Annotated in this window: 18 protein-coding genes; 10 read left to right on the forward strand and 8 right to left on the reverse strand. The window is 64.5% G+C overall.

Annotation, left to right across the window (positions count from 1 at the left end):
- The 4 genes from AC50X5_RS16615 to AC50X5_RS16630 all read left to right on the forward strand — a co-directional run.
- A partial coding sequence (locus AC50X5_RS16615) for a hypothetical protein (RefSeq protein ID WP_494977180.1) occupies positions 1-318 on the forward strand: 318 nt, incomplete at its 5' end.
- Between the two features lie 112 nt (positions 319-430).
- On the forward strand, positions 431-625 hold the full coding sequence (rpmI, locus tag AC50X5_RS16620; protein WP_003798720.1) for a 50S ribosomal protein L35: 195 nt from the start codon (positions 431-433) through the stop codon (positions 623-625).
- Between the two features lie 115 nt (positions 626-740).
- A complete protein-coding gene (rplT, locus tag AC50X5_RS16625; protein WP_494977181.1) occupies positions 741-1,190 on the forward strand; it encodes a 50S ribosomal protein L20 in 450 nt (149 codons plus the stop codon).
- Between the two features lie 65 nt (positions 1,191-1,255).
- The gene (locus AC50X5_RS16630; protein ID WP_494977182.1) at positions 1,256-2,155 is read left to right on the forward strand and encodes a TrmH family RNA methyltransferase; all 900 of its coding nucleotides are present in this window, start codon (positions 1,256-1,258) and stop codon (positions 2,153-2,155) included.
- Positions 2,156-2,245: 90 nt separating this feature from the next.
- Here the strand turns inward: AC50X5_RS16630 and AC50X5_RS16635 are convergent, their stop codons facing one another.
- Positions 2,246-2,515: a GlsB/YeaQ/YmgE family stress response membrane protein gene (locus tag AC50X5_RS16635; RefSeq protein ID WP_330186976.1), complete on the reverse strand. Its 270-nt coding sequence runs from the start codon at positions 2,513-2,515 to the stop codon at positions 2,246-2,248.
- Between the two features lie 157 nt (positions 2,516-2,672).
- Entirely contained in the window at positions 2,673-3,881 is a 1,209-nt protein-coding gene (locus tag AC50X5_RS16640) for an MFS transporter (protein WP_494977183.1), read from the reverse strand.
- A 144-nt stretch (positions 3,882-4,025) separates the two neighbouring features.
- On the opposite strand from AC50X5_RS16640, the gene AC50X5_RS16645 reads away from it, so the two are divergent.
- On the forward strand, positions 4,026-4,478 hold the full coding sequence (locus AC50X5_RS16645; protein WP_494977184.1) for a (deoxy)nucleoside triphosphate pyrophosphohydrolase: 453 nt from the start codon (positions 4,026-4,028) through the stop codon (positions 4,476-4,478).
- 110 nt (positions 4,479-4,588) lie between these two features.
- Here the strand turns inward: AC50X5_RS16645 and AC50X5_RS16650 are convergent, their stop codons facing one another.
- Genes AC50X5_RS16650 through AC50X5_RS16660 form a run of 3 tightly spaced genes read right to left on the reverse strand, consistent with a single transcriptional unit; the run spans position 4,589 to position 6,902 of the window.
- Complete coding sequence (locus AC50X5_RS16650; protein WP_494977185.1) at positions 4,589-5,728, reverse strand: Rv2578c family radical SAM protein; 1,140 nt, start codon at positions 5,726-5,728, stop codon at positions 4,589-4,591.
- 47 nt (positions 5,729-5,775) lie between these two features.
- Positions 5,776-6,417 (reverse strand): SIMPL domain-containing protein, encoded by a 642-nt coding sequence (locus AC50X5_RS16655; protein WP_494977186.1) that lies wholly within the window; start codon positions 6,415-6,417, stop codon positions 5,776-5,778.
- Positions 6,414-6,902 carry a hypothetical protein gene (locus AC50X5_RS16660; protein WP_494977187.1) on the reverse strand — a complete coding sequence of 163 codons (489 nt, stop codon included), beginning with the start codon at positions 6,900-6,902 and terminating at the stop codon, positions 6,414-6,416. Before AC50X5_RS16660 ends, AC50X5_RS16655 begins: the two co-directional genes overlap by 4 nt.
- Positions 6,903-7,055: 153 nt before the next feature.
- Between AC50X5_RS16660 and pheS the strand changes: the two genes are divergently transcribed.
- The 3 genes from pheS to AC50X5_RS16675 are packed head-to-tail and all read left to right on the forward strand — an operon-like array spanning position 7,056 to position 11,366.
- Positions 7,056-8,117 (forward strand): phenylalanine--tRNA ligase subunit alpha, encoded by a 1,062-nt coding sequence (gene pheS, locus AC50X5_RS16665; protein ID WP_494977188.1) that lies wholly within the window; start codon positions 7,056-7,058, stop codon positions 8,115-8,117.
- Between the two features lie 2 nt (positions 8,118-8,119).
- Positions 8,120-10,663: a phenylalanine--tRNA ligase subunit beta gene (gene pheT, locus AC50X5_RS16670; protein WP_494977189.1), complete on the forward strand. Its 2,544-nt coding sequence runs from the start codon at positions 8,120-8,122 to the stop codon at positions 10,661-10,663.
- Positions 10,664-10,706: 43 nt separating this feature from the next.
- Positions 10,707-11,366, forward strand: a complete 660-nt coding sequence (locus AC50X5_RS16675; protein WP_494977190.1) for a 4'-phosphopantetheinyl transferase family protein — start codon at positions 10,707-10,709, stop codon at positions 11,364-11,366.
- Positions 11,367-11,372: 6 nt separating this feature from the next.
- Here AC50X5_RS16675 and AC50X5_RS16680 read toward each other — a convergent pair whose 3' ends face one another.
- From AC50X5_RS16680 to AC50X5_RS16690, 3 genes are all read right to left on the reverse strand, one after another.
- Positions 11,373-12,794 carry a M1 family metallopeptidase gene (locus AC50X5_RS16680; RefSeq protein ID WP_494977191.1) on the reverse strand — a complete coding sequence of 474 codons (1,422 nt, stop codon included), beginning with the start codon at positions 12,792-12,794 and terminating at the stop codon, positions 11,373-11,375.
- 46 nt (positions 12,795-12,840) lie between these two features.
- Positions 12,841-16,788, reverse strand: coding sequence for a Pls/PosA family non-ribosomal peptide synthetase (locus AC50X5_RS16685; protein ID WP_494977206.1), 3,948 nt, complete (start codon positions 16,786-16,788; stop codon positions 12,841-12,843).
- A gap of 186 nt (positions 16,789-16,974) precedes the next feature.
- Entirely contained in the window at positions 16,975-17,940 is a 966-nt protein-coding gene (locus AC50X5_RS16690) for a quinone oxidoreductase family protein (protein ID WP_494977192.1), read from the reverse strand.
- A gap of 185 nt (positions 17,941-18,125) precedes the next feature.
- Here AC50X5_RS16690 and argC point away from each other — a divergent pair, with 185 nt between their 5' ends.
- Positions 18,126-19,169, forward strand: coding sequence for an N-acetyl-gamma-glutamyl-phosphate reductase (gene argC, locus AC50X5_RS16695; RefSeq protein WP_494977193.1), 1,044 nt, complete (start codon positions 18,126-18,128; stop codon positions 19,167-19,169).
- Positions 19,166-20,332 (forward strand): bifunctional glutamate N-acetyltransferase/amino-acid acetyltransferase ArgJ, encoded by a 1,167-nt coding sequence (gene argJ / locus AC50X5_RS16700; protein WP_494977194.1) that lies wholly within the window; start codon positions 19,166-19,168, stop codon positions 20,330-20,332. Before argC ends, argJ begins: the two co-directional genes overlap by 4 nt.
- Positions 20,333-20,340: the final 8 nt, after the last annotated feature.

Genomic DNA, 20,340 nt, shown 5'->3' on the forward strand with positions numbered 1-20,340 from the left:
GAAGCTCCGAAGGCTGCGCCTAAGGCTGAAGTTCCGAAGGCTGCGCCCAAGGTCGAAGCTCCGAAGGCTGCGCCTAAGGCTGAAGTTCCGAAGGCTGCGCCCAAGGTCGAAACTCCGAAGGCTGCGCCTAAGGCTGAAGCTCCGAAGGCTGAGGCTCCGAAGGCTGCCCCTAAAACCGAGGCACCGAAAGCTACTCCGGCTCCGGCCCCTAAGCCGGCAGTTCCTGTGCCCACGCCTAAGCCTGTTGCCAAGCCTGCGGTTCCCAAGCCTGCGGCTAGGCCCGCAGCGCCCAAGCCGGCTGGCAAGAAGACCAACTAGTCAAGCTGACCGGGTTCCGCCCGGTCAGTCAGCAACCAGCACGCCTCCTCCAGGGGAGGCTGCGCGATGAACTGCAGACCTAGTCTGCGGACACGTAAGGAGATCGGTTCCCATGCCGAAGATGAAGACCCACAGCGGCGCCAAGAAGCGCTTCAAGCTGACTGGTACCGGCAAGCTGCGCCGCCAGCAGGCCAACCGCCGTCACTACCTCGAGCACAAGTCCAGCCGGCTTACCCGCCGCCTGGCCGGTGACAAGATCGTCTTCAAGGGCGACGCCAAGGTCATCCGGAAGATGCTCGGCATCTAAGTTCCAAGTTCCTGACTCTGCCACCTGGCAGTTGTCAACTACCAAACAGCCTTCTCAGGCCGCCGGGAGACCGGCAGTAGATGCTTGGGATATGAATTTTTGAAGGAGTACGCACGTGGCACGTGTGAAGAGGGCGGTAAACGCCCACAAGAAGCGCCGGGTTATCCTTGAGCGGGCCAAAGGCTACCGCGGTCAGCGTTCGCGCCTGTACCGCAAGGCCAAAGAGCAGCTGCTGCACTCGTTTGTGTACAGCTACGGCGACCGCAAGAAGAAGAAGGGTGACTTCCGTCGCCTGTGGATCCAGCGTATCAATGCTGCATCCCGCGCCAACGGCCTGACCTACAACCGACTGATCCAGGGCCTGAAGGCCGCTGAGGTCGAGGTTGACCGCCGCATGCTTGCAGAGCTGGCCGTCTCCGACGCCAACGCCTTTGCTGCGCTGGTCAAGGTTGCCAAGGACTCGCTGCCCGCGGACACGTCCGCTCCGGCCGTGGCCGTCGAAGCAGCCCCGGCTCCCAAGGCCAAAGCTGCCAAGAAGCCTGCCGTCAAGACGGCTGCCGAGTAAGCTGACTCAAAGCTCCAGATTTAGCTCGTTCAAGAACCTGCTGCAACAGCAACTAAAGTTCTTGTATGAACGAAACCGGGCGCCCGCAAGACTTTCCACTCTCCAATCCCCGAGCCGATCGGGTGAGGGAAGTGGCAAAGCTTGCAGGGCGCCCGGTCCGTTTAAGGCGGGGCCGCTTTATCGCCGAGGGTCCGCAGGCAGTCCGGGAAGCGCTCCTGTTGCACCAGGCAAGGCTGAAGGCCGGGGGAGAAGGTGTGGTCCTCGAGGTCTACGCCAGCGAGGCCTGCCTGGAAAAATTTCCCGAGTTCGAAGGGCTTGCCGCGGGAACCGACGCGAGGATTGCCACAGAGGAAGTCCTTTCCGCCATGGCAGACACCGTCAATCCCCAGGGGATCGTGGCTGTGTGCCGTTTCATTGACGTCACCCTCGACTCAGTGCTCGACGGCGGTCCGCGCCTTATAGCCGTCCTTTGCCAGGTGCGGGATCCGGGCAACGCAGGAACTGTCCTCCGCGCCGCGGACGCTGCGGGTGCTGACGCAGTGGTCCTCACCGGGTCGAGCGTAGATATCTATAATCCGAAGGCCGTCCGCTCAACGGCCGGCTCCCTGTTCCACCTGCCCGTGGTGCTTGGCGCCGACGTTGCTGCGCTGGCTGGAAAGCTTCGGGACCGCGGTATCGGGATCCTTGCTGCTGATGGCTACGGCACGCTGAACCTGGACCAGCTTCAGGACGAAAATGCCGCACGGCGGCTGGGCGGCACCGGCAAAGCCTCCGCTTATCCCCTGGAATCTCCGACGGCCTGGTTCTTCGGCAACGAGGCCCAAGGCCTCTCGGAAGAAGAGCTCGCGCTGGCTGACCACCGGGTAGCCGTCCCGGTATATGGTGCTGCAGAGAGCCTGAACCTGGGCACCGCGGCCACAGTTTGCCTTTACGCCAGCGCGCGGTCACAGCGGCCGGCCCGTTGAGCCACCAAGTACCCAACTGAAGCTTTAACGTGTTGAAGGCTCCTACCCGTATGGGTGGGAGCCTTCAACTGTTCTTGATAACGGCAGTAGTTAGGTTGTGGTCTTGTTCCGTCCGGTGATGGCTCCATAGATGCCGGCTACAACCAAGCCGCCGACGATAGCAAGAAGCCAGGAACCGATGTTCCAGAATTCCATCCGGCCGCCGCCGAACAGAAGATCGCCGATCCAACCGCCGACGATGGCGCCGACGACACCCAGCACGAGGCTGGTGACCCAGCCGCCGCCCACCCTGCCGGGCATGACGGCCTTGACGATGGCTCCAACAATGAGTCCGAGAATGATCCAGCCTAGAAAGCCCATATCTCCTCCTACATATTCGTCGGGATGGTGTCTTCCCGATGATGCTTCAAGCTAACACACAGCAACCTTATTGTCAGCAGACTTATGGTACGTCGGATGCGTGTCGCGGGCGCCTGCTGGAAGCCTTCTTCCGGGTGCCAGACGGATTGGCCCACGGTCAGGACACCAGTGGTCTCTTCCGTCCCAGGTGCCCGCTGAAGAGGGCGACTGCCAGGCCAAGGACAGCCAGGACCGCGCCGACGAGCGCCGGGGCCACGTAGCCCCAACCCCACGCAATGACCAGACCGCCCAGGAAGGCACCCAGCGCGTTGGCGACGTTGAGGGCCGCGTGGTTCAGTGAGGATGCCAACGACGGCGCATCCGGAGAAGCATCCAGAAGCCTTGTCTGCAGCGCGGGCACCAGCATCGACCCCGCTGCGCCGACTACGAACACCATGACGAAGGCGCTCCAGGGCCAGTGGACAGCGACAGCGTAAACCACCAGGGCGACTGCAATGCCCGGCAGGACACGGTAAATCGTCCCCATCACCGATCTGTCCGCCAACCTGCCGCCGACGACATTACCGGCCACCATGCCAAGTCCGTACAAGGCTACGACGATCGGAATCCAGGTTGATGGCATCCCGGCCACCAGGGTCATCGTGTGGGCAATATAGGTATAGGTGGCGAAGAAACCGCCAAAGCCAACAACGCCTATGAGGATTGCCAGCCAGACCTGGATGCGGCGCAAGGCGCCGAGTTCCCGTCGGATACTCGCGTCCGGGTGTGCCTCCTGGAACGGGACGAACCTCCAGATCATGGCAAGCGTGACGAGACCCAGGAAGGCGACCATGACGAACAGGAATCGCCAGCCGAAGGTCTGCCCCACCCAGGTGGCAAGGGGCACTCCGACGACGTTGGAGACGGATAGGCCTGCCATGACCATGGAGATAGCCCAGCCACGTCGGCTTGGCGCCACCAGTGAAGCGCCGATGACCGCGGCAACGCCGAAGAATGCCCCGTGGGGGAGCCCCGAAACGAAGCGCGAAATCAGCATCGTGGCGTAGTCAGGCGCGATGAACGAGGACAGGTTGGCGATGGTGAAAACCACCATCAGTCCGAGTGCAAGGCGTTTACGCGGCATCCGCGCACCGACGGCGGCCAACAGCGGCGCACCGACTACTACGCCCAAGGCATACGCCGAGATCAGGTGGCCTGCCTCGGGAGTGCTGATCCGAAGGCCCTTCTCAACCTCCGTCAGCAAACCCATCATGGTGAACTCGGTAATGCCGATTCCGACACCGCCCATGGCCAGTGCGAGGAGGGCCCAAGCGAGGCTGAAGGGCTGCGCGGGACGGAGGGTAGCCGACTTTAATGACTGCGTCATGAACCTGCATTTCGAAGAGTGTAGGGGGAAGAGTTCCAGAGGCTATGCCGCCGACGCCATGGACCGGCAGGCACCCCTAGATCCTATGGCAGCAACAACCCCGTAGCCTGATTCCTTCCCGTGGCCGCCGCGTACACTGGGCCGGTGACTGAACTTATACACGTGGTGGGCGGGGCGGTGCTGGATTCGCTGGACGCACCCACCCGGCTGCTGGTTGCCCGGCGGACGGCACCGGAACGCTTTGCCGGGATGTGGGAATTCCCAGGCGGCAAAGTTGAGCATGGCGAGGAGCCGAGGCAGGCGTTGCACCGGGAACTGAAGGAAGAACTGGGCATCGAGGTCCTGCTGGGGACGGAACTGCCCGCAGGTCACCCGCTGGGCTGGCCATTGAATGAGAAGGCGGTCATGCGCGTGTGGTTTGCCGAGATCACCTCGGGTGAGCCGCAGCCGCTGGAAGACCACGATGAACTGCGCTGGGTCAGCCTCCTGGAACGTGATGATGCTCTCGCTCTTCCCTGGATTCCGGCTGACCTCCCGATTGTCAGTGCGCTGCAGCAATACCTGGACGCCACAACGCCCGGGACGCCTGGCAGCTGAGTCCGGGGTGATTGCCCGCCCGAAGGGGGCGCGAAAGCGCCGCCGCAGGACCGGGCAGCTGTAGCACCGCCGCAGGACCGGGCAGCAAAGCCGGACCTGCACAAGCGGCGCTAGAAGAGAGTGGGCTGCTGACGCTGCCCTGCAACGGCGGGCTGGAGATCTCCAGCCCGCCGTTCGCCATGTAGTGCAATTTCTCCGGTGGAAGGGATGATACCGGCAGGATACTGCGCCTCTTCTTCGCGCGGATCGTCGTCCAGGTCCCGGTGGCTGAAGCCCTGGGAACCGGAGAAGCCATGCCGCTCCTTGAAATAGCGGACCTTGGCGGAAAGCCATGACCGGTACTCCTTGGAAGCATAGGAACCAGTGCCGTACAGCCGCCGGTACCGGCCTGCAAGCTCAGGATGCTTCGCGGCGATCCACTGCATGAACCATTCCCTGGTGCCTGGCTTCAGGTACAGGGCGCCCGCAGTAACGCCCGTGGCTCCGGCAGCGGCCAGGGACGCAAACAGAGCGTCAAGGGCCTCATCACTGTCCGACAGCCACGGAAGGATTGGCATGGCCATTACACCGCACGGCAGCCCTGCTTCCCGCAGCCGGGAGATGAGTTTCAGTCTGGCCCTGGGGCCCGGCGTGCCAGGCTCCACCGCTTCGGACAGGGCCTCGTCCGTCATCGCCAGAGATATTCCGACGCCGACAGGTACCTGCGTGGCAACGCTCTTCAGGAGCGGAATGTCCCGGGCCAGGAGTGTCCCCTTCGTGAGGATGGACAGGGGAGTGCCCGAATCAGCCAGGGCGGTAATGATGCCGGGCATCAGCTTGTAGCGGCCTTCCGCACGCTGGTATGGATCCGTATTGGTTCCCAGGGCGACTTGATGCCGCGCCCAGGACGGCCTGGCCAGCTCTTTTCGGAGAACCTCCGCGGCATTGACCTTAACCACTACCTGGCTGTCGAAGTCCAGTCCTGAATCGAAGTCCAAATACGTATGGCTCTTCCGTGCAAAGCAATACACGCAGGCGTGGCTGCAGCCGCGGTACGGGTTGATGGTCCATTCAAACGGCATTCGTGAACCGGCAACCACCTTGTTGAGCACCGATTTGGCAGTGACCTCATGGAAGGTGATGCCGGAGAACTCGGGCGTGGTGACTGAACGGACCAAACCGGCGAGGGGGATAAGGGCAGGTGCTGCCACTGCACTGGCATCCGCCATAGGCAGGGCCGGTGGTTCCAGTGCTTGTGCATCCCATCTCATGACCTAATTCGAATATATGTTCGAAGTTAAGTCAAGCATCCCGGGCTCTACGCTTCGGTGGTGTCCGGATAGCTGAGGGACCAGGTAATGGTCAGCACGCAATGGGCGGCGGTTGTCCCGCGTTCCATCGGTACAGATTCAACCGACGCAGCCCGCCGGATTCCGGCAAGCGGGACCATGTTTTGTGACGCCGGGTCTTCCTGAACCGACTCCGCTTTGCCCAGGCTGGCTCCGGCCAGCCGTGCCAGTTGGGACGCGGCAGCCTCCGCGTTGTGCCAGGCGTATCTCCTGGCCTCAGCCATGATCGCGGTTTCATCGGTAAAGCCGGGGACCGTTCCATTGAGGCGGACGTCATTCCCGCCGGCCGTCACGGCGTCGGAGATCACCTGCGCGGCATCAGGCATGCGGAGCCGGACATCGAGGGCACTGCCTGCGAGGTAGCCGGTCACAATCTGGCCTTGGCCCTCCCGCCAGGTTACGTCCGCCCTGACGTTGATACCGGCGGTGGAGATGTCCTGGTCCTGAACCCCGTTGCCGCGGAGGCTGACCGTCACTGCGCGGACCGCTTCGCCAAGGCTTTCATAGGCTGCGGCCACATTGTCCCGACGGGATTCGAGCGCCAGGGAGAGGGAAAGCAGGTCCGGAACGGACTCGGCCGTCCCCGTTCCCGTCACGGTAATGGTGTTCACAGGCTGATCCTTCTCCATGGCTTCCTCCCTCGCATTTTCCGTTCATTACCACGCACAGGGTAACCGCCGGCTTCCAGGCCGGCCTGCCGTTCAAAGATGTTTCCGGAACCCGTGTTGCCCGTCCGAAGCCAGGACCAGGCGGCGGCAAGGAAATAGAGAGGCAGGAAGAACGGGCCAAGGAACGCTGCATATTGGTTGGCGTGGTGTGCTTCATGGCCCAGGAGCCCCGGATCCGCCTGGCGGGGATCGGGGACGGGACCGGTTCCCCGGGTTCGAAAAATAACGACGTTGCCGATGGTAAAAGCGCCGGCAACAGGCAGACGCCACCGGTAACCGGCCGCCAGCAGCAGGCCGTGCGGACCGGGAACCACCCTCAACCCCGCCGCGCCGGCGAGCAGGAGCCCCAATGCAGTGCTCCCGTTGATCACGTTCGCCGCCTGTCGAAGGCGTTCGGGCCGCGTCAACGGGATGTTCGCCGCTGTCATGGGGACATCGTAGCTGGCGGGTTCTACTAGACTGGACGCTAGTGGCCGCCGGTACTCCGGCGGGCCCGGACTGCATTGTGACTGTATTGTCATTGTCCCGCTAGCATGCCGGTGGATGTCGCCGGCCCACCGACTCGTAGCTAAGAACAGTAGATGACTGAAACTCTGCCGGGCGCAGACGCCCCGAACCCCCTGGACGAAGCCGCCATCACAGCGGCCGTGGAGCGGGCGCTGGAGGCTATTGCCGCCGCCGCGTCGCTTGAGGACCTGAAGACGGTCAGGCTCGCCCACACCGGCGAGAAGTCGCCGCTCAGCATGGCCAACCGCGGCATCGGCAAGCTGTCCAAGGAAGACAAGGCCGCCGCCGGCAAGCTCATGGGATCCTCGCGCGGCCGCGTTAACCAGGCACTCGCTGCCCGTACGGCTGAGCTGGAAGCGGAAAACGATGCCCGCATCCTGCTGGAGGAAACAGTTGACGTCACGGCGGCCCCGCGTCGCCGCCGTGCCGGTGCGCGCCATCCTCTGTCCACCCTGCAGGACCGGGTCTGCGACATTTTCGTCGGCATGGGATGGGAAATCGCCGAAGGCCCGGAGGTCGAATCGGAATGGTTCAACTTCGATGCCTTGAATTTCAAGCCTGACCACCCTGCCCGGGAAATGCAGGACACCTTCTTCGTCGAGCCTCCCGAGGCCCACCTTGTGATGCGGACCCACACCTCTCCGGTGCAGGTTCGGTCCATGCTGGAACGGGACCTGCCCATTTACGTGCTGTGCCCAGGCAAGGTGTTCCGCACCGACGAACTCGACGCCACCCACACTCCTGTGTTCCACCAGTTTGAAGGCCTTGCCATCGACAAAAACCTCAGCATGGCTGACCTGCTGGGCACGCTGGAGCATTTCACCCGGCAGATGTTTGGCGACCAGGCCTCCGTCCGGCTGCGGCCGAACTATTTCCCGTTCACCGAGCCTTCAGCCGAACTGGACATCTGGCATCCCGGCGCCAAGGGCGGTCCGCGTTGGATCGAGTGGGGCGGCTGCGGCATGGTCAATGCCAACGTGCTTCGCGCCGCCGGCATCGATCCGGATGTTTATTCAGGTTTTGCCTTCGGCATGGGCATTGAGCGCGCCCTGATGTTCCGCAACGAAGTGGGGGACATGCGCGACATGATCGAAGGCGATGTACGTTTCAGCGAGCACTTCGGGATGGAGATCTAACAGTGCGTATCCCACTTTCCTGGCTGCGTGAATTCGCGCAGGTACCGGCCAATGCGACGGCCGAAGACGTCATGGCAGACCTCGTCAAGGTCGGCTTTGAAGAAGAAGACGTGCACCGTCCCACGGACACCCTGCAGGGTCCCATCGTGGTGGGACAGGTTCTGAGCCTCGTCAAGGAACCCCAATCCAACGGCAAGACCATCAATTGGTGCCAGGTCCGGGTGGTGCCGGAAGGTCAGGAACAGACCCTCACCGGCGAAGGCATCGACCCCTCCGGCGTACAAGGCATTATTTGTGGAGCCCACAACTTTGTTGAGGGCGACAAAGTCGTCGTCACGCTGCCCGGTGCCGTCCTGCCCGGCGACTTCCGGATTTCGGCGCGCAAAACCTACGGCCACCTGTCGGCAGGCATGATCGCCTCTGTCCGGGAACTCGGAATCGGCGATGACCACGACGGCATCCTGGTGTTGTCCAGGATTGGGCTGGACCCGGAAATCGGTACAGACGCCATGGAGCTGCTGGGCCTTTATGACCAGGCTGCCGAAATCAACGTCACGCCTGACCGTGGCTATGCCTTCTCCATCCGCGGTGTTGCCCGCGAGTACGCCCACGCAACCGGTACTCCCTTCGTGGACCCTGCCCCCAGGGTGGCCGTCCCGGTGTCCCTTGCGGCGGGCTATCCGGTCAAGATCAACGACGCAGCACCTATCTACGGCAAGCCCGGCTGCGACCGCTTTGTTGCCCGCACGGTGACCGGCGTGGACGCCACGCTTCCCACACCGGCCTGGATGTCCTCGCGGCTGCGGCTGGCCGGCATCCGGTCGATTTCGCTGCCCGTTGATATCTCCAACTACGTGATGTTGGAACTGGGCCAGCCGCTGCACTTCTACGACCAGGACAAACTGACCGGCGAAATCGCCGTGCGCCGCGCCGTCGCCGGTGAAAAGCTCACCACCCTGGACGGCAAGGAGCGCGCGCTGGACGCGGAGGACCTTCTCATCACTGACGCTTCCGGTGCCATCGGCATCGCCGGAGTCATGGGCGGCGCAGCTACCGAGGTGACAGATGCGACGTCGACCGTCCTCATCGAAGCGGCGCACTTCGAAGAGGTTTCCATCGCGCGTTCCCGTCGCCGGCACAAGCTGCCGTCAGAGGCCTCCAAGCGCTTCGAACGGGGCGTTGACTGGCACATTGCCGATGTCGCGGCGCAGCGGGCTGTCGATCTCCTGGTGGAACTGGCCGGCGGGACCGCCCAGCAGACCGGGACCGACGTCGGAACAGCACCCGACGCCGTCGTGATTGAATTGCCGGAGGGCTACGCGGCGGCACGGATTGGGATCGACTTCACCGAGGAACAGATCACCACCGCCCTGCAGGACCTGGGCGGCACCGTGGAAAAAACGGCTGACGGATACCGGGTCAGCGCGCCAAGCTGGCGCCACGATCTGGAGACCAGGGACGACCTCACCGAGGAAATCGCCCGTCTGGTTGGCTACGACCAGATTCCCGCCACGCTTCCGGTCGCTCCTCCCGGCCGCGGGCTAACCCGCACCCAGCAGCAGCGGCGGCGCCTGGTCCAGGCGCTGGCGGACTCCGGACTGACTGAGGTCCTGTCCTATCCGTTCGTGTCCAAGTCCGCCAACGACACGTTTGGCACCCCGGAACAGGGCTCACCGCGCAGTGCCCTGAAGCTGGCCAATCCCATCAGCGAGGAACAGGGGTACCTGCGAACCTCCATCCTCCCCGGACTCTTCGAGGTGGCCCGCCGCAATCTGTCGCGGGGTTTCCGTGACCTCGCGCTGTTCGAGTCCGGCTCGGTGTTCCTGCCCGAAGGAACACTGGGAACCCCGTCCATCCCGCCGCTGGGCGTCCGCCCGGCTGATGAGGTTCTTGACGGACTGTACGACGGCGTCCCGCACCAGCCGCTGTACGTCGCCGCAGTGCTCACCGGTCATGAATCTCCCGCCGCTGCCGGCCATACGCCCCGCCCCTGGGACTGGGCCGACGCGCTGGATATTGCCCGGCTCGCAGGCGACGTGCTGGGCGTTGAACTCGTGGTGGGCCAGGGTGCGCACCAGGCCTTCCACCCGGGCCGGACAGCACAACTGGCCCTCCGGTCCGGTGAGGTTGTGGGCTACGCCGGCGAGCTGCATCCCAAACTGCTGGCCGCCCACGACATGCCTGCCAGGGCGGTAGCGCTGGAACTGAATGCGGATGTGCTCTTCCATGCAGCGGCAGATGTCATTGTGGCAAAGCCCATCTCGGGTTTCCCGGTTGCCACCCAGGATGTTGCTCTGGTGGTGCCGCAGGAGATCCCGGCCGCCGAAGTCCTTGCTGCACTGCGTGAAGGTGCCGGCGGGTTGCTGGAGGACGTTGCCTTGTTCGATGTCTATTCAGGCAAGGGCATCCCGGAGGGCAGCAAATCGCTGGCGTTCGGCCTGCGCTTCCGGGCCGACGACCGGACGCTTACTGCTGATGAGGCTTCTGCGGCCCGTGAAGCAGCCGTGGCCTTGGCAGCCGATCGGTTTGGTGCAGTCCAGCGTTAGGCGCTGGTGACGTACAGGACTACGACAGGAAGGCGCGGAACCAATGTCATCAGACGTGGTGTTCCGCGCCTTTCATGTTGCTGCGCCGCCCATTGCAGATGCCCGGACAGGGGAAACCGTTCGGCTGGACCCCGCAGAAGAGCGGCGCGCCGCCGCCATGGAGCCTCTGACTTCCGGACGCTTCCGCGCAGGAAGGATAGCCCTGCGGCAGTTCGCCGCTGACCTGATGGACATCCCGGGCTCAGAACTTACTGTTGACTACACTTGCCCGCAATGCGCGGAGGATGGCGACAGGGCCCATGGCCGCCCAGGGTATTCACACAACGGCCGCACCCTCCCGTTACTCCTGAGCCTGGCCAGGACCGGCAGTTGGATCCTGCTGGCCGGCCTACCGGAACCGCCCGCCGGGCTTCGACTCGGGGTGGACGTTGAGGATCCCGCCGCCGTCGGCTTTGCCGGTTTTGACGCCACGGTGCTCACAGCCGCCGAAGCGGCGGTAGTCGCCAGGGAGCCGGCGGAAGTCCGCAACCAGGCACGGGCGCGCTTGTGGGCACGCAAAGAAGCGTGGCTGAAGATGCAGGGCGGGGGGCTGCGGACGTCACCGGGCGCCGTCGACGTCCTCTGCCTGCCCGGCCTCCGGGATTTGGCGCCGAGGGAAGCTGGAATGCCGCAGCACCTTGCCGCGGCGGTAGCCGCGGGATAAGAGCCGTCAGGCGCGGGGGAAGGCGGGCAGCTTTTCCTCCAGCAGCCAAGGGTGCAGCAGCTGTTCGCAGTCCAGCCCGGTTGCGTGGTCAGCGGCCAGGATGAAGTCTGCAGTGGTCACCGAACCGTGGGCGTTGGTCCGTGTCCATTCATGCATCAGGGCGAAGAAAGCCATGTCTCCGCTGCGAACCCGGAGGGCGTGGAGCGCCAGGGCGCCGCGTTTGTACACCCGGTCATCGAACATCAGCTCAGGGCCAGGATCGCCGATCATCAGGTCCTGGACGCCGCCGCTGAGCTTCCGCCACGCGGCGTAGGCGCGCTCCTCAATGCCAGGACCGCCGCTCTCCTCGGACCAGATCCACTCCGCGTAGCAGGCGAAGCCTTCATGCAACCAGATGTCGTGCCAGGAAGCCAACGTGAGGGAATTGCCGAACCACTGGTGCGCCAGCTCGTGGGCAATCAATCGTTGTGATTCCCAGTCCTGGCCCAGATGGTTCCGGCCGAGGATGGACAACGACTGCGCCTCCAATGGAATCTCAAGCTCGTCATCAGCTACCACTACCGTGTATTCCGGGAACGGGTAGGGGCCGAAGCAGCGCACAAACGTCCGCATCATGTCGTTCTGGCGGGCCAGCCCCTCGCGGGCCTGGCGGGAAAGTTCCGGGCTGACCGCCACATTTTGCACCACCGGGGTTTGGGATGTGTTCCGGGGTGGGGCGGGTGAATCGGCCGCAGGTGAATCGGCCGGCGCCGCAGCCGGGGCGGCAGCTATCAGGGGGAGCAGCGCGTAGCGGCCAATCTGTACCGTGGCGAGGTAGGTAGCCATGGGATCGAGCTGCTCATAAGTCCACGTTTCCCGGCTGGACTTGCGGGTCCGCCCTACCAGCCGGCCGTTGCTGACCGCGCGGTAGTTGTCGTCCGTGGTGACGCTGATCCGGAATTGGGACTTGTGGCGCGGATGGTCGTTGCACGGAAACCAGGAAGGTGCTCCGTTGGGTTGCCCGGCAACCAGCACGCCGTCGGTCAGCTCCTCCCAGCCCACCTCACCCCACAGTCCTCGACGGGGAGCCGGGTTGCCCTGGTATCGGATGTCCAGGATGAACTCTTCGTTTTCGGCCAGCGGGTCGGCTGGAACAATCACCAGTTGTTCGGCCCGCTGGCTGAAGCTGCCGGCTTTCTTGCCATTGAACAGCACCTTCACGGCGCGCAGCCCGGTGAAATCCAGCACGATTGCAGATGAGGCCCGCAGGGCGGTTGCGTGGAGCAGGGCACGTGCAGTGAGCTTGTTGCTGGCCAGCCGGTAATCCAGGTCCAGTTCGTAAAGTCCAACGTGGAAGGCGTCAGTGCCCTGCTCCGGCATGTACGGATCAGGCCACGGGTGCGCATCCGGCATTGCCGCAGCTGGTCCTGGGACGTGGGGGAAACTCATCAAAGCCTTAATGTCAGGAACGAGGGAAGTTGTCAGGATGTCACACCTATAGGACAGAGACAGGGACAGAGACGGGGATGGGTAGCGGCTCACCGCTGCCGGCGGGCTTGGAATCGGCCGGATCGACCGGACCCTTCCAGGGACTGACGGGATTCCCCATCCAGTACGTTCCGGCTGGAACATGCTCGCCGCGCATGACCAGCGACGCTGGCCCTACAGTTCCGCCGCTGCCTATCGATGCCTGGGGGAGGATGACGCCGTGCGGACCCATGGTGGCCCCATCTTCGAGTTGGACAGTATCCAGGCTCATGATCCTGTCATGGAACAGGTGGGTCTGGATAACGCAGCCCCTGTTGACGGTGGAGTTCTTGCCCAGGGTCACCAGGTCGGCCTCGGGCAGCCAGTAACTTTCACACCACGCCCCGCTGCCGATCTTGGCTCCCAGGGCGCGCAGCCACCAGACCAGGGCAGGAGTGCCTGCTGCCGCGCGGGCAAACCAAGGGGCACTGACCATCTCGATGAAGGTGTCCACCACTTCGTTCCGCCAGATGAACTGGCTCCACAGGGGATGTTCCCCGGCGCGGATCCGGCCCACCAGGAGCCACTTCGCAGCCACCGCGCTGGCTGCGGCAACACCACCGGCCACAAGCATCACGATGCCGCCCACGGCGGCTGCTGCCCAGTATCCGGCGGCTGCGGCGATGGCATCGGCCGCAAGCATGATTCCGGCTGCGATCCCCACCGTGAGGACCACCGGTATGAACCGGCACAGCTCCCAGAGCGAGCGGGCCACTTTCAGCCTTGTGGACGGCTTGTAGGTCAGGCTTGAGTCGGAGGCCACTGCCGTTCGGCGCAACCGCACAGGCGGGCTGCCCAGCCATGAAGTGCCGGACTTGGCTTTGCTTGGCGTGGCTGACAGCACGGCGACCAGTGAGTTCTTGGGAACACTGCGGCCGGCGGCGGTCATCCCGGAGTTGCCCAGGAATGACCTTTTGCCGATTTTTGCAGGTGCGATCTTCAGCCAACCACCACCCAGTTCATACGAAGCCACCATGGTGTCGTCGGCCAGGAACGCGCCGTCACCCACGGTGGTCATTTTGGGCAACAGGAGGACGGTCGAAGCCTCCACGTTCTTGCCGATCCTGGCCCCCAGCAGCCTCAGCCACACGGGCGTGAAAAGGCTGGCATATATGGGGAACAGGAGGTCCCGGGCCAGGTCCAACACCCGTTCCGTGGCCCAGACCTGCCAGCCGATGCGGCTCCGGACCCTGTAGTACCCGGGGACCAGGCCGATGCTGAGCAGCCGGGTGGTGCCCAGGACCAGCAGCATGTTGACCGCGAACCAAACGAGAGCGGCCAGCGGCAGGGAAGCCAGGACCTGTGGCGTGGCATCTGCCAGTGAGCTGCTGCCGCGGATAAACAGGAACACCACGGCTGCGGCTGCGGCCGCGGAAAGATAAGGGATCAGCGACAGGACGGCGGATGCTGCCGCAAAGGCCGCGAACCAGACGCGGCCCGTGGTTTTCCCTACCGGCGGAGCGTCAGGCCATTCCCGCTTCGCTTTGCCGCGGCGTTGTGCGGGGGATCCAGCAACTGCCTGGCCGGCTTTGACCTTGCCCAAAACCGCCGAGCCGGCATCGACGCTGGCCCTTGCTCCGATCGAGGCGCCGGGCATCAGCGTGCTGCGGGCACCAACGGTGGCTCCCGCGCCTACGTGTACGCGGCCGATGTGGACGTGGTCGCCGTCGATCCACCAGCCGGAAAGGTCCACCTCCGGTTCGATGTTGGCACCGTGGCCCAGGGACAGGAACCCGGTGACGGGCGGCAGCGAATGGAGTTGGACGTCATTGCCGATCTTGGCGCCGAGTGCGCGGGCATAGGAAGGAACCCACGGTGCGCTGGCAAGGCTGACGGCTCCAGCGAGGTCCTGGATCTGTTCGGCAAGCCATAGCCGGAGGTGGATCTTCCCGGACCGGGGGTAGCGGCCGGGAGCTACGCCCCGGAGCAGGATGCGCGCCGCGGCTATGGAAATGGCCATCCGCCCGGCCGGGCTTACGAAGACCAGCCAGGAAACACCAACCCACCACCAGGAAACAGTGGGAGCTTCTGTGAACCCGGCGAAGGCTGCCAGCAGGTTGTTCGCCACCATCAAGTAGGTCAACCAGCGCATGCCCACCAGGACGTGCAGCGGAATGCCCATCAGTGTCTGGAACAGCTGCGACTTGTTGGCTGTGGGCCGTACCGAGCGTTGCGTGGCGGGGGCAGCCGTAACTCCTTCAGGCAGTGATTGCCGTGCGGTGTCGATCAAGGCACCGACCCGGGGCGTCGCATAGATGTCCGCCACCGTAATGGTGGGGTAGCGTACGCGCAGGGCCGAGACCAGCTGGGCTGCAGCCAGGGATCCGCCGCCGTAGGCAAAGAAGTCCGCATCGAGGGTAGTCACCGGGCTGCCCAGCACGGCCGACCACTGTTCCACAATCCAGTGCGCATCCTCCGGAAGGTTCATCGGTGCAGCATCGGCATCTGCTGCGGCGGCACCGGCAAGCGGCCAGGGCAGGGCGTGGCGGTCCACCTTGCCGCTGGTTTTGGTGGGCAGCGATTCCACCGTGGTCAACAGCGGGATCAGCGCCGCGGGAAGAGTGGCGGCCAGCAGGGCGCGGGCTTCCGTGAGGTCAAGTCCGTCCGGTCCGGCGGGGGCCAGATAACCCACCAGGATCTGGTTACCGGCGGCAGTAGTTTGCACCGCCGCTGCCGCCCCGCCAACACCCGGCAGGGACTGCAGGGCAGAATCAATTTCGCCCAGCTCAATCCGCCGGCCGCCGAGCTTAACTTGTTCGTCGGCGCGGCCCATGAAGATGAGGCCTCCAGTTTCAAAGCGGACCAGGTCTCCTGACCGGTAAGCACGGGCCCAGCCGAGTGAGGGCATGGGGGCGTATTTCTCAGCGTCCTTCGCAGGATCGAGGTAGCGGGCCAACCCGACTCCGCCAATAATCAGTTCGCCGATGGCACCTTCGGGCACGGGGACACCGTTGCCGTCAACGACGGCCAGGTCCCAGCCATCCAGAGGCAGGCCGATCCGCACCGGGCCGGGACCCCCCAGGGGAGCGGCGCACGCCACCACTGTAGCCTCGGTGGGGCCGTAGGTGTTCCAGACTTCACGGCCTTCGACGGCCAGCCGCCGGGCAAGTTCAGGCGGGCATGCTTCGCCGCCGAAAATCAGCAGCCTGACGTTCTCGAGGGATTCGGCCGGCCACAGGGCCGCAAGCGTGGGCACCGTTGACACAGCGCTGATGCCGTGGTTGATCAGCCAGGGACCCAGGTCCATGCCGGTGCGGACCAGGGCCCGGGGAGCGGGCACAAGGCAGGCACCGTTGCGCCAGGCGAGCCACATTTCCTCGCAGGATGCGTCAAAAGCAACCGACAACCCGGCCAGCACGCGGTCCTGCGGACCGAGGGGCTCGGATTTGAGGAAGATCCTGGCTTCGGCATCAACGAAGGCTGCGGCCGAACGGTGCTGGACCGCAACGCCCTTCGGCGTTCCTGTGGAACCGGAGGTGAAAATCACCCAGGCGTCGTCGTCCGCCACGGCCTTCCGCGGTGCCGGGAACGGCCGGGGGCGGTCAGCCGTCAAGGCGATGCTGGACCCTGCGCCGATAACGGCCGCCACTTTGGCTTCACCGAAAACCAGCCGCGCGCGCTCCTCTGGATCGTCGGCATCAACGGGGACATAGGCAGCTCCCACCAGCAGGATGGCCAGGATGGCGATGTAGAGCTCGTTGGTACCCGAAGGAATCCGGACGCCAATCTTGTCTCCGGCGCCGAGCCCGGCCTGGTGAAGTCGCCTGCCCAGGGTCCGGACTTCGGCCAGCAGTTGGGTGTAGCTCAGCGAGGTTATGCCATCATCCAGCGCGGACGCCTCCGGGTGGGCCGCCGCCGTTTGCTCGAGGATGTCTATCAGTGTGCGCGGCGCCGGGGCGGCGCTTCCGCCGGGCATCTGCGGCTGGTACACCTTCGGCTCAGGAGGATTGCTGTCTGCGAGGTTCTCGATCACTGGGAAAGTGTCCCGTTCAGAGATGAACAAAAGGTGTCGAAGTTTGCTTCACGGCTACTGCCCGTTCCTGGATCGTTCATGTCAGCGTTGCCTGGTGTCATCCTTCAGCCCTTTTTCATCAGGCCCTTTTCACGGGATCAGGACCAGCTTTCCGGTGGTCTGCCGCCCTTCAAGGGATGTATGGGCCTCTGCTGCCGCGGACAGCGGGTACTCCGCGCCGATATGGACCTTAAGGTCGCCACCAGCGGCGGCGTCGAAAATTTCTTTGGACCGCCAGCGTCGTTCGGTCGGGTTGAGCAGGTAGTGCGCCAGTGAGGGCCTGGTGAGGTACAGGCCGCCGGCAGCATTGAGGCGCTGCGGATCAAAGGGCGGCACGGGCCCGGAGGCCGCGCCGAACAACACCAGGGTTCCCCGGGTACGCAGTGACGCCAGCGAGTTCTCGAAGGTGGTTCTTCCGACGCCGTCATACACCACGTCCGCTCCGGTGCCGTTGGTGAGTTCCCGGACGTTCTCCGCGAAACCTTCGTAACGCAGAACGTCATCCGCGCCCGCTCCCCGGGCCAGGCTTTCTTTCTCGTCCGTGGACACCGTGGTGATGACCCGGGCCCCGCGCGCCTTGAGCAACTGGATGAGCAGCAGTCCTACTCCGCCGGCGCCGGCATGCATGAGAACGGTCTGGCCAGGCTCCACCCGGAAGGTGGAGTTCATCAGGTAATGCGCGGTCATTCCCTGTAGCGGCAGGGCTGCGGCGCTGCGGTCGTCAAGGCCGTCGGGGACGGGCAGTGCCTTGGCTTCATCCAGGACGGTGTAGCCCGCGTAGCAACGGGTGCCTTCGGCCGTGGCCACGCGGTCTCCAACCGCGAAGAGTTCGACGCCCGCGCCCAGGGCTTCGACAGTTCCAGCCATCTCCGAGCCCGGGGTGAAGGGGTAGTCCACCTTGTAGATGCCGCTGCGCTGGTACGTGTCAATGAAATTCACGCCGACCGCCGCCACCTTGACCAGGAGCTGGCCCGGGCCGGGCACGGGCTGGTCGACGGGAACGTATTCAAGGACTTCCGGGCCGCCTGGCTGCCGGGCACTAATTGCATGAGTCATGGAATTCTCCTTCTCCGGCCGGGACTTCCCCACCCGGACCCGTAAGCCATCATATTGAGTACCTTCGCCGCCGCCGGCAACATGGCCCCGGCAGCGCCGCGCCGGAGGATGCCGCAGAGACACCCCGGCGTGGCTCATGTATAAATATCGGGACTAATGCATATTCTTGCTGTACGGTTGGAGTTATGACTATTTCAGTTGCCGTCTCAGGCGCCAGCGGGTACGCCGGTGGCGAGGTACTGCGCCTTCTTGCCGGCCATCCGGACGTCACCATCGGTGCCATCACAGCGCACAGCAGCGCTGGGTCACGGCTGGGCGAAGTGCAGCCGCACCTTCACTCGCTGGCCAACCGCATCCTGGAAGAGACCACGGTGGAGAATCTCTCCGGCCACGATGTGGTGTTCCTGGCCCTGCCGCACGGTGCTTCTGCCGCGCTGGCTGCACAGCTGCCGGAGGGCACGCTGGTCATTGACGCCGGTGCAGACCACCGCCTCACCGATCCGATGGCGTGGGAGAAGTTCTACGGCTCTGCACATGCCGGCAGCTGGCCATACGGGCTTCCGGAACTCCCCGGACACCGTGAAAAACTTCGGGACGCCCACCGGATCGCGGTGCCCGGCTGCTACCCCACGTCCTCGCTGCTGGCATTGACGCCCGGGTTTGCTGCCGGCCTGTTGGAACCCGACGACGTCGTGATCGTTTCAGCTTCCGGAACCTCCGGCGCAGGCAAGGCAGCCAAGGTCAACCTGATCGGTTCCGAAGTGATGGGCTCGATGAACCCCTATGGCGTCGGTGGCGGGCATCGGCACACGCCTGAGATTGAGCAGGGACTGTCACTGGCCGCAGGAGCGCAGGTCACCGTTTCCTTCACTCCTACGCTTGCACCTATGAGCCGGGGCATCCTCACCACCGCGACGGCGAAGGTAAAGCCGCAGGCAGAGGGGAGTGCTACTGCAGAGCAGTTGCGCCAGGCCTGGGCTGACGCGTACGACGACGAACCGTTCGTCCATCTGCTGCCGGAAGGGCAGTGGCCGGCCACCAAGTCGGTCCAGGGAACCAACCATGCCGTGATGCAGCTTGCGTACGATGAGCATGCAAACCGGGTGGTAGTGACCTGCGTCATCGACAATCTCACCAAGGGCACCGCCGGCGGAGCCGTGCAGTCCATGAATATTGCGCTTGGCCTCCCGGAAACGGCTGGCCTCAATCTCCAGGGAGTCGCCCCGTGACCGTTACTGCCCCTCTCGGATTCCGGGCCGCCGGAATCACCGCAGGCCTGAAGGCCTCCGGCAAGCCGGACCTCGCCCTGGTTGTCAACGACGGCCCCAAGAAGGCCGCTGCCGCCGTTTTCACCACCAACCGGGTGGCTGCAGCCCCCGTGCACTGGTCCCGCCAGGTGGTTGCGGATGGCCGTGTTGACGCGGTTATCCTGAACTCGGGAGGAGCCAACGCCTGCACCGGCCCGTCGGGTTTCCAGAACACCCATGCTACGGCGGAGAAAACCGCAGACGTCCTGGGCATCTCCGCCACCGATGTTGTGGTGTGTTCCACGGGCCTGATCGGCGAGCAACTGCCCATGGATAAGATCCTGCCGGGCGTGGAAGCGGCCGCATCAGGGCTCAGCCTTGACGGCGGGGCCGCCGCCGCAACGGCCATCATGACCACGGACTCCGTGTCCAAAGTGGCCCTGTTCATCGGCACTGATTCCAATGGCGTTGAGTTCTCCATTGGTGGGATGGCCAAGGGTGCCGGAATGTTGGCCCCCGGACTCGCCACCATGCTGGTGGTACTCACCACGGATGCCGACGTCGCGCCGGAACTGCTCGACGTCGTCCTGCGCGATGCAGCGCGGGTGACCTTCGGCAGGGCGGACTCTGACGGCTGTATGTCCACGAACGATACCGTGGTCCTGATGGCCTCCGGCGCCTCGGGCGCAGTCCCGTCTGCGAACGAGCTGGGGGAGGGGCTCACGGCCGTGTGCGCTGAGCTGGCCCGGAAGCTGATCGGAGACGCCGAGGGCGCCAGCCACGACATCGCGATCCGCACGTTCAACGCCGCCAGCGAGGCCGACGCGGAAATCGTCAGCCGCGCTGTCGCCCGCTCCAACCTCTTCAAGGCCGCGATCTTCGGCAAGGACCCCAACTGGGGCCGTGTCCTGTCGGCGGTGGGGACCACCAACGCCGTCTTTGATCCGGACCAGTTGAACGTGGCCATGAATGGCGTCCAGATCTGCCGCAACGGCAGCATCGGTGACGACCGCGGCCTCGTGGACCTTGAACCCCGTGAAGTCCACGTCGACATTGACCTGCAGGCCGGGAACGCCGAGGCAACCATTTGGACCAATGACCTGACGCATGACTACGTCCACGAGAACAGCGCCTACTCAAGCTGACCGCCCTG

The sequence above is a fragment of the Pseudarthrobacter sp. MDT1-40-2 genome, from assembly GCF_059383595.1.

What these genes read in the sequence shown, in the direction of transcription:
- AC50X5_RS16640 (WP_494977183.1), bottom strand. Translation starts at nt 3,881, where the DNA reads ATGACGCAGTCATTAAAGTCGGCTACCCTCCGTCCCGCGCAGCCCTTC.
- AC50X5_RS16650 (WP_494977185.1), bottom strand. Translation starts at nt 5,728, where the DNA reads ATGAGATGGGATGCACAAGCACTGGAACCACCGGCCCTGCCTATGGCG.
- argC (WP_494977193.1), top strand. Translation starts at nt 18,126, where the DNA reads ATGACTATTTCAGTTGCCGTCTCAGGCGCCAGCGGGTACGCCGGTGGC.
- AC50X5_RS16660 (WP_494977187.1), bottom strand. Translation starts at nt 6,902, where the DNA reads ATGACAGCGGCGAACATCCCGTTGACGCGGCCCGAACGCCTTCGACAG.
- AC50X5_RS16685 (WP_494977206.1), bottom strand. Translation starts at nt 16,788, where the DNA reads ATGCCCGGCGGAAGCGCCGCCCCGGCGCCGCGCACACTGATAGACATC.
- AC50X5_RS16675 (WP_494977190.1), top strand. Translation starts at nt 10,707, where the DNA reads ATGTCATCAGACGTGGTGTTCCGCGCCTTTCATGTTGCTGCGCCGCCC.
- AC50X5_RS16680 (WP_494977191.1), bottom strand. Translation starts at nt 12,794, where the DNA reads ATGAGTTTCCCCCACGTCCCAGGACCAGCTGCGGCAATGCCGGATGCG.
- AC50X5_RS16690 (WP_494977192.1), bottom strand. Translation starts at nt 17,940, where the DNA reads ATGACTCATGCAATTAGTGCCCGGCAGCCAGGCGGCCCGGAAGTCCTT.
- pheS (WP_494977188.1), top strand. Translation starts at nt 7,056, where the DNA reads ATGACTGAAACTCTGCCGGGCGCAGACGCCCCGAACCCCCTGGACGAA.
- rpmI (WP_003798720.1), top strand. Translation starts at nt 431, where the DNA reads ATGCCGAAGATGAAGACCCACAGCGGCGCCAAGAAGCGCTTCAAGCTG.
- AC50X5_RS16630 (WP_494977182.1), top strand. Translation starts at nt 1,256, where the DNA reads ATGAACGAAACCGGGCGCCCGCAAGACTTTCCACTCTCCAATCCCCGA.
- AC50X5_RS16635 (WP_330186976.1), bottom strand. Translation starts at nt 2,515, where the DNA reads ATGGGCTTTCTAGGCTGGATCATTCTCGGACTCATTGTTGGAGCCATC.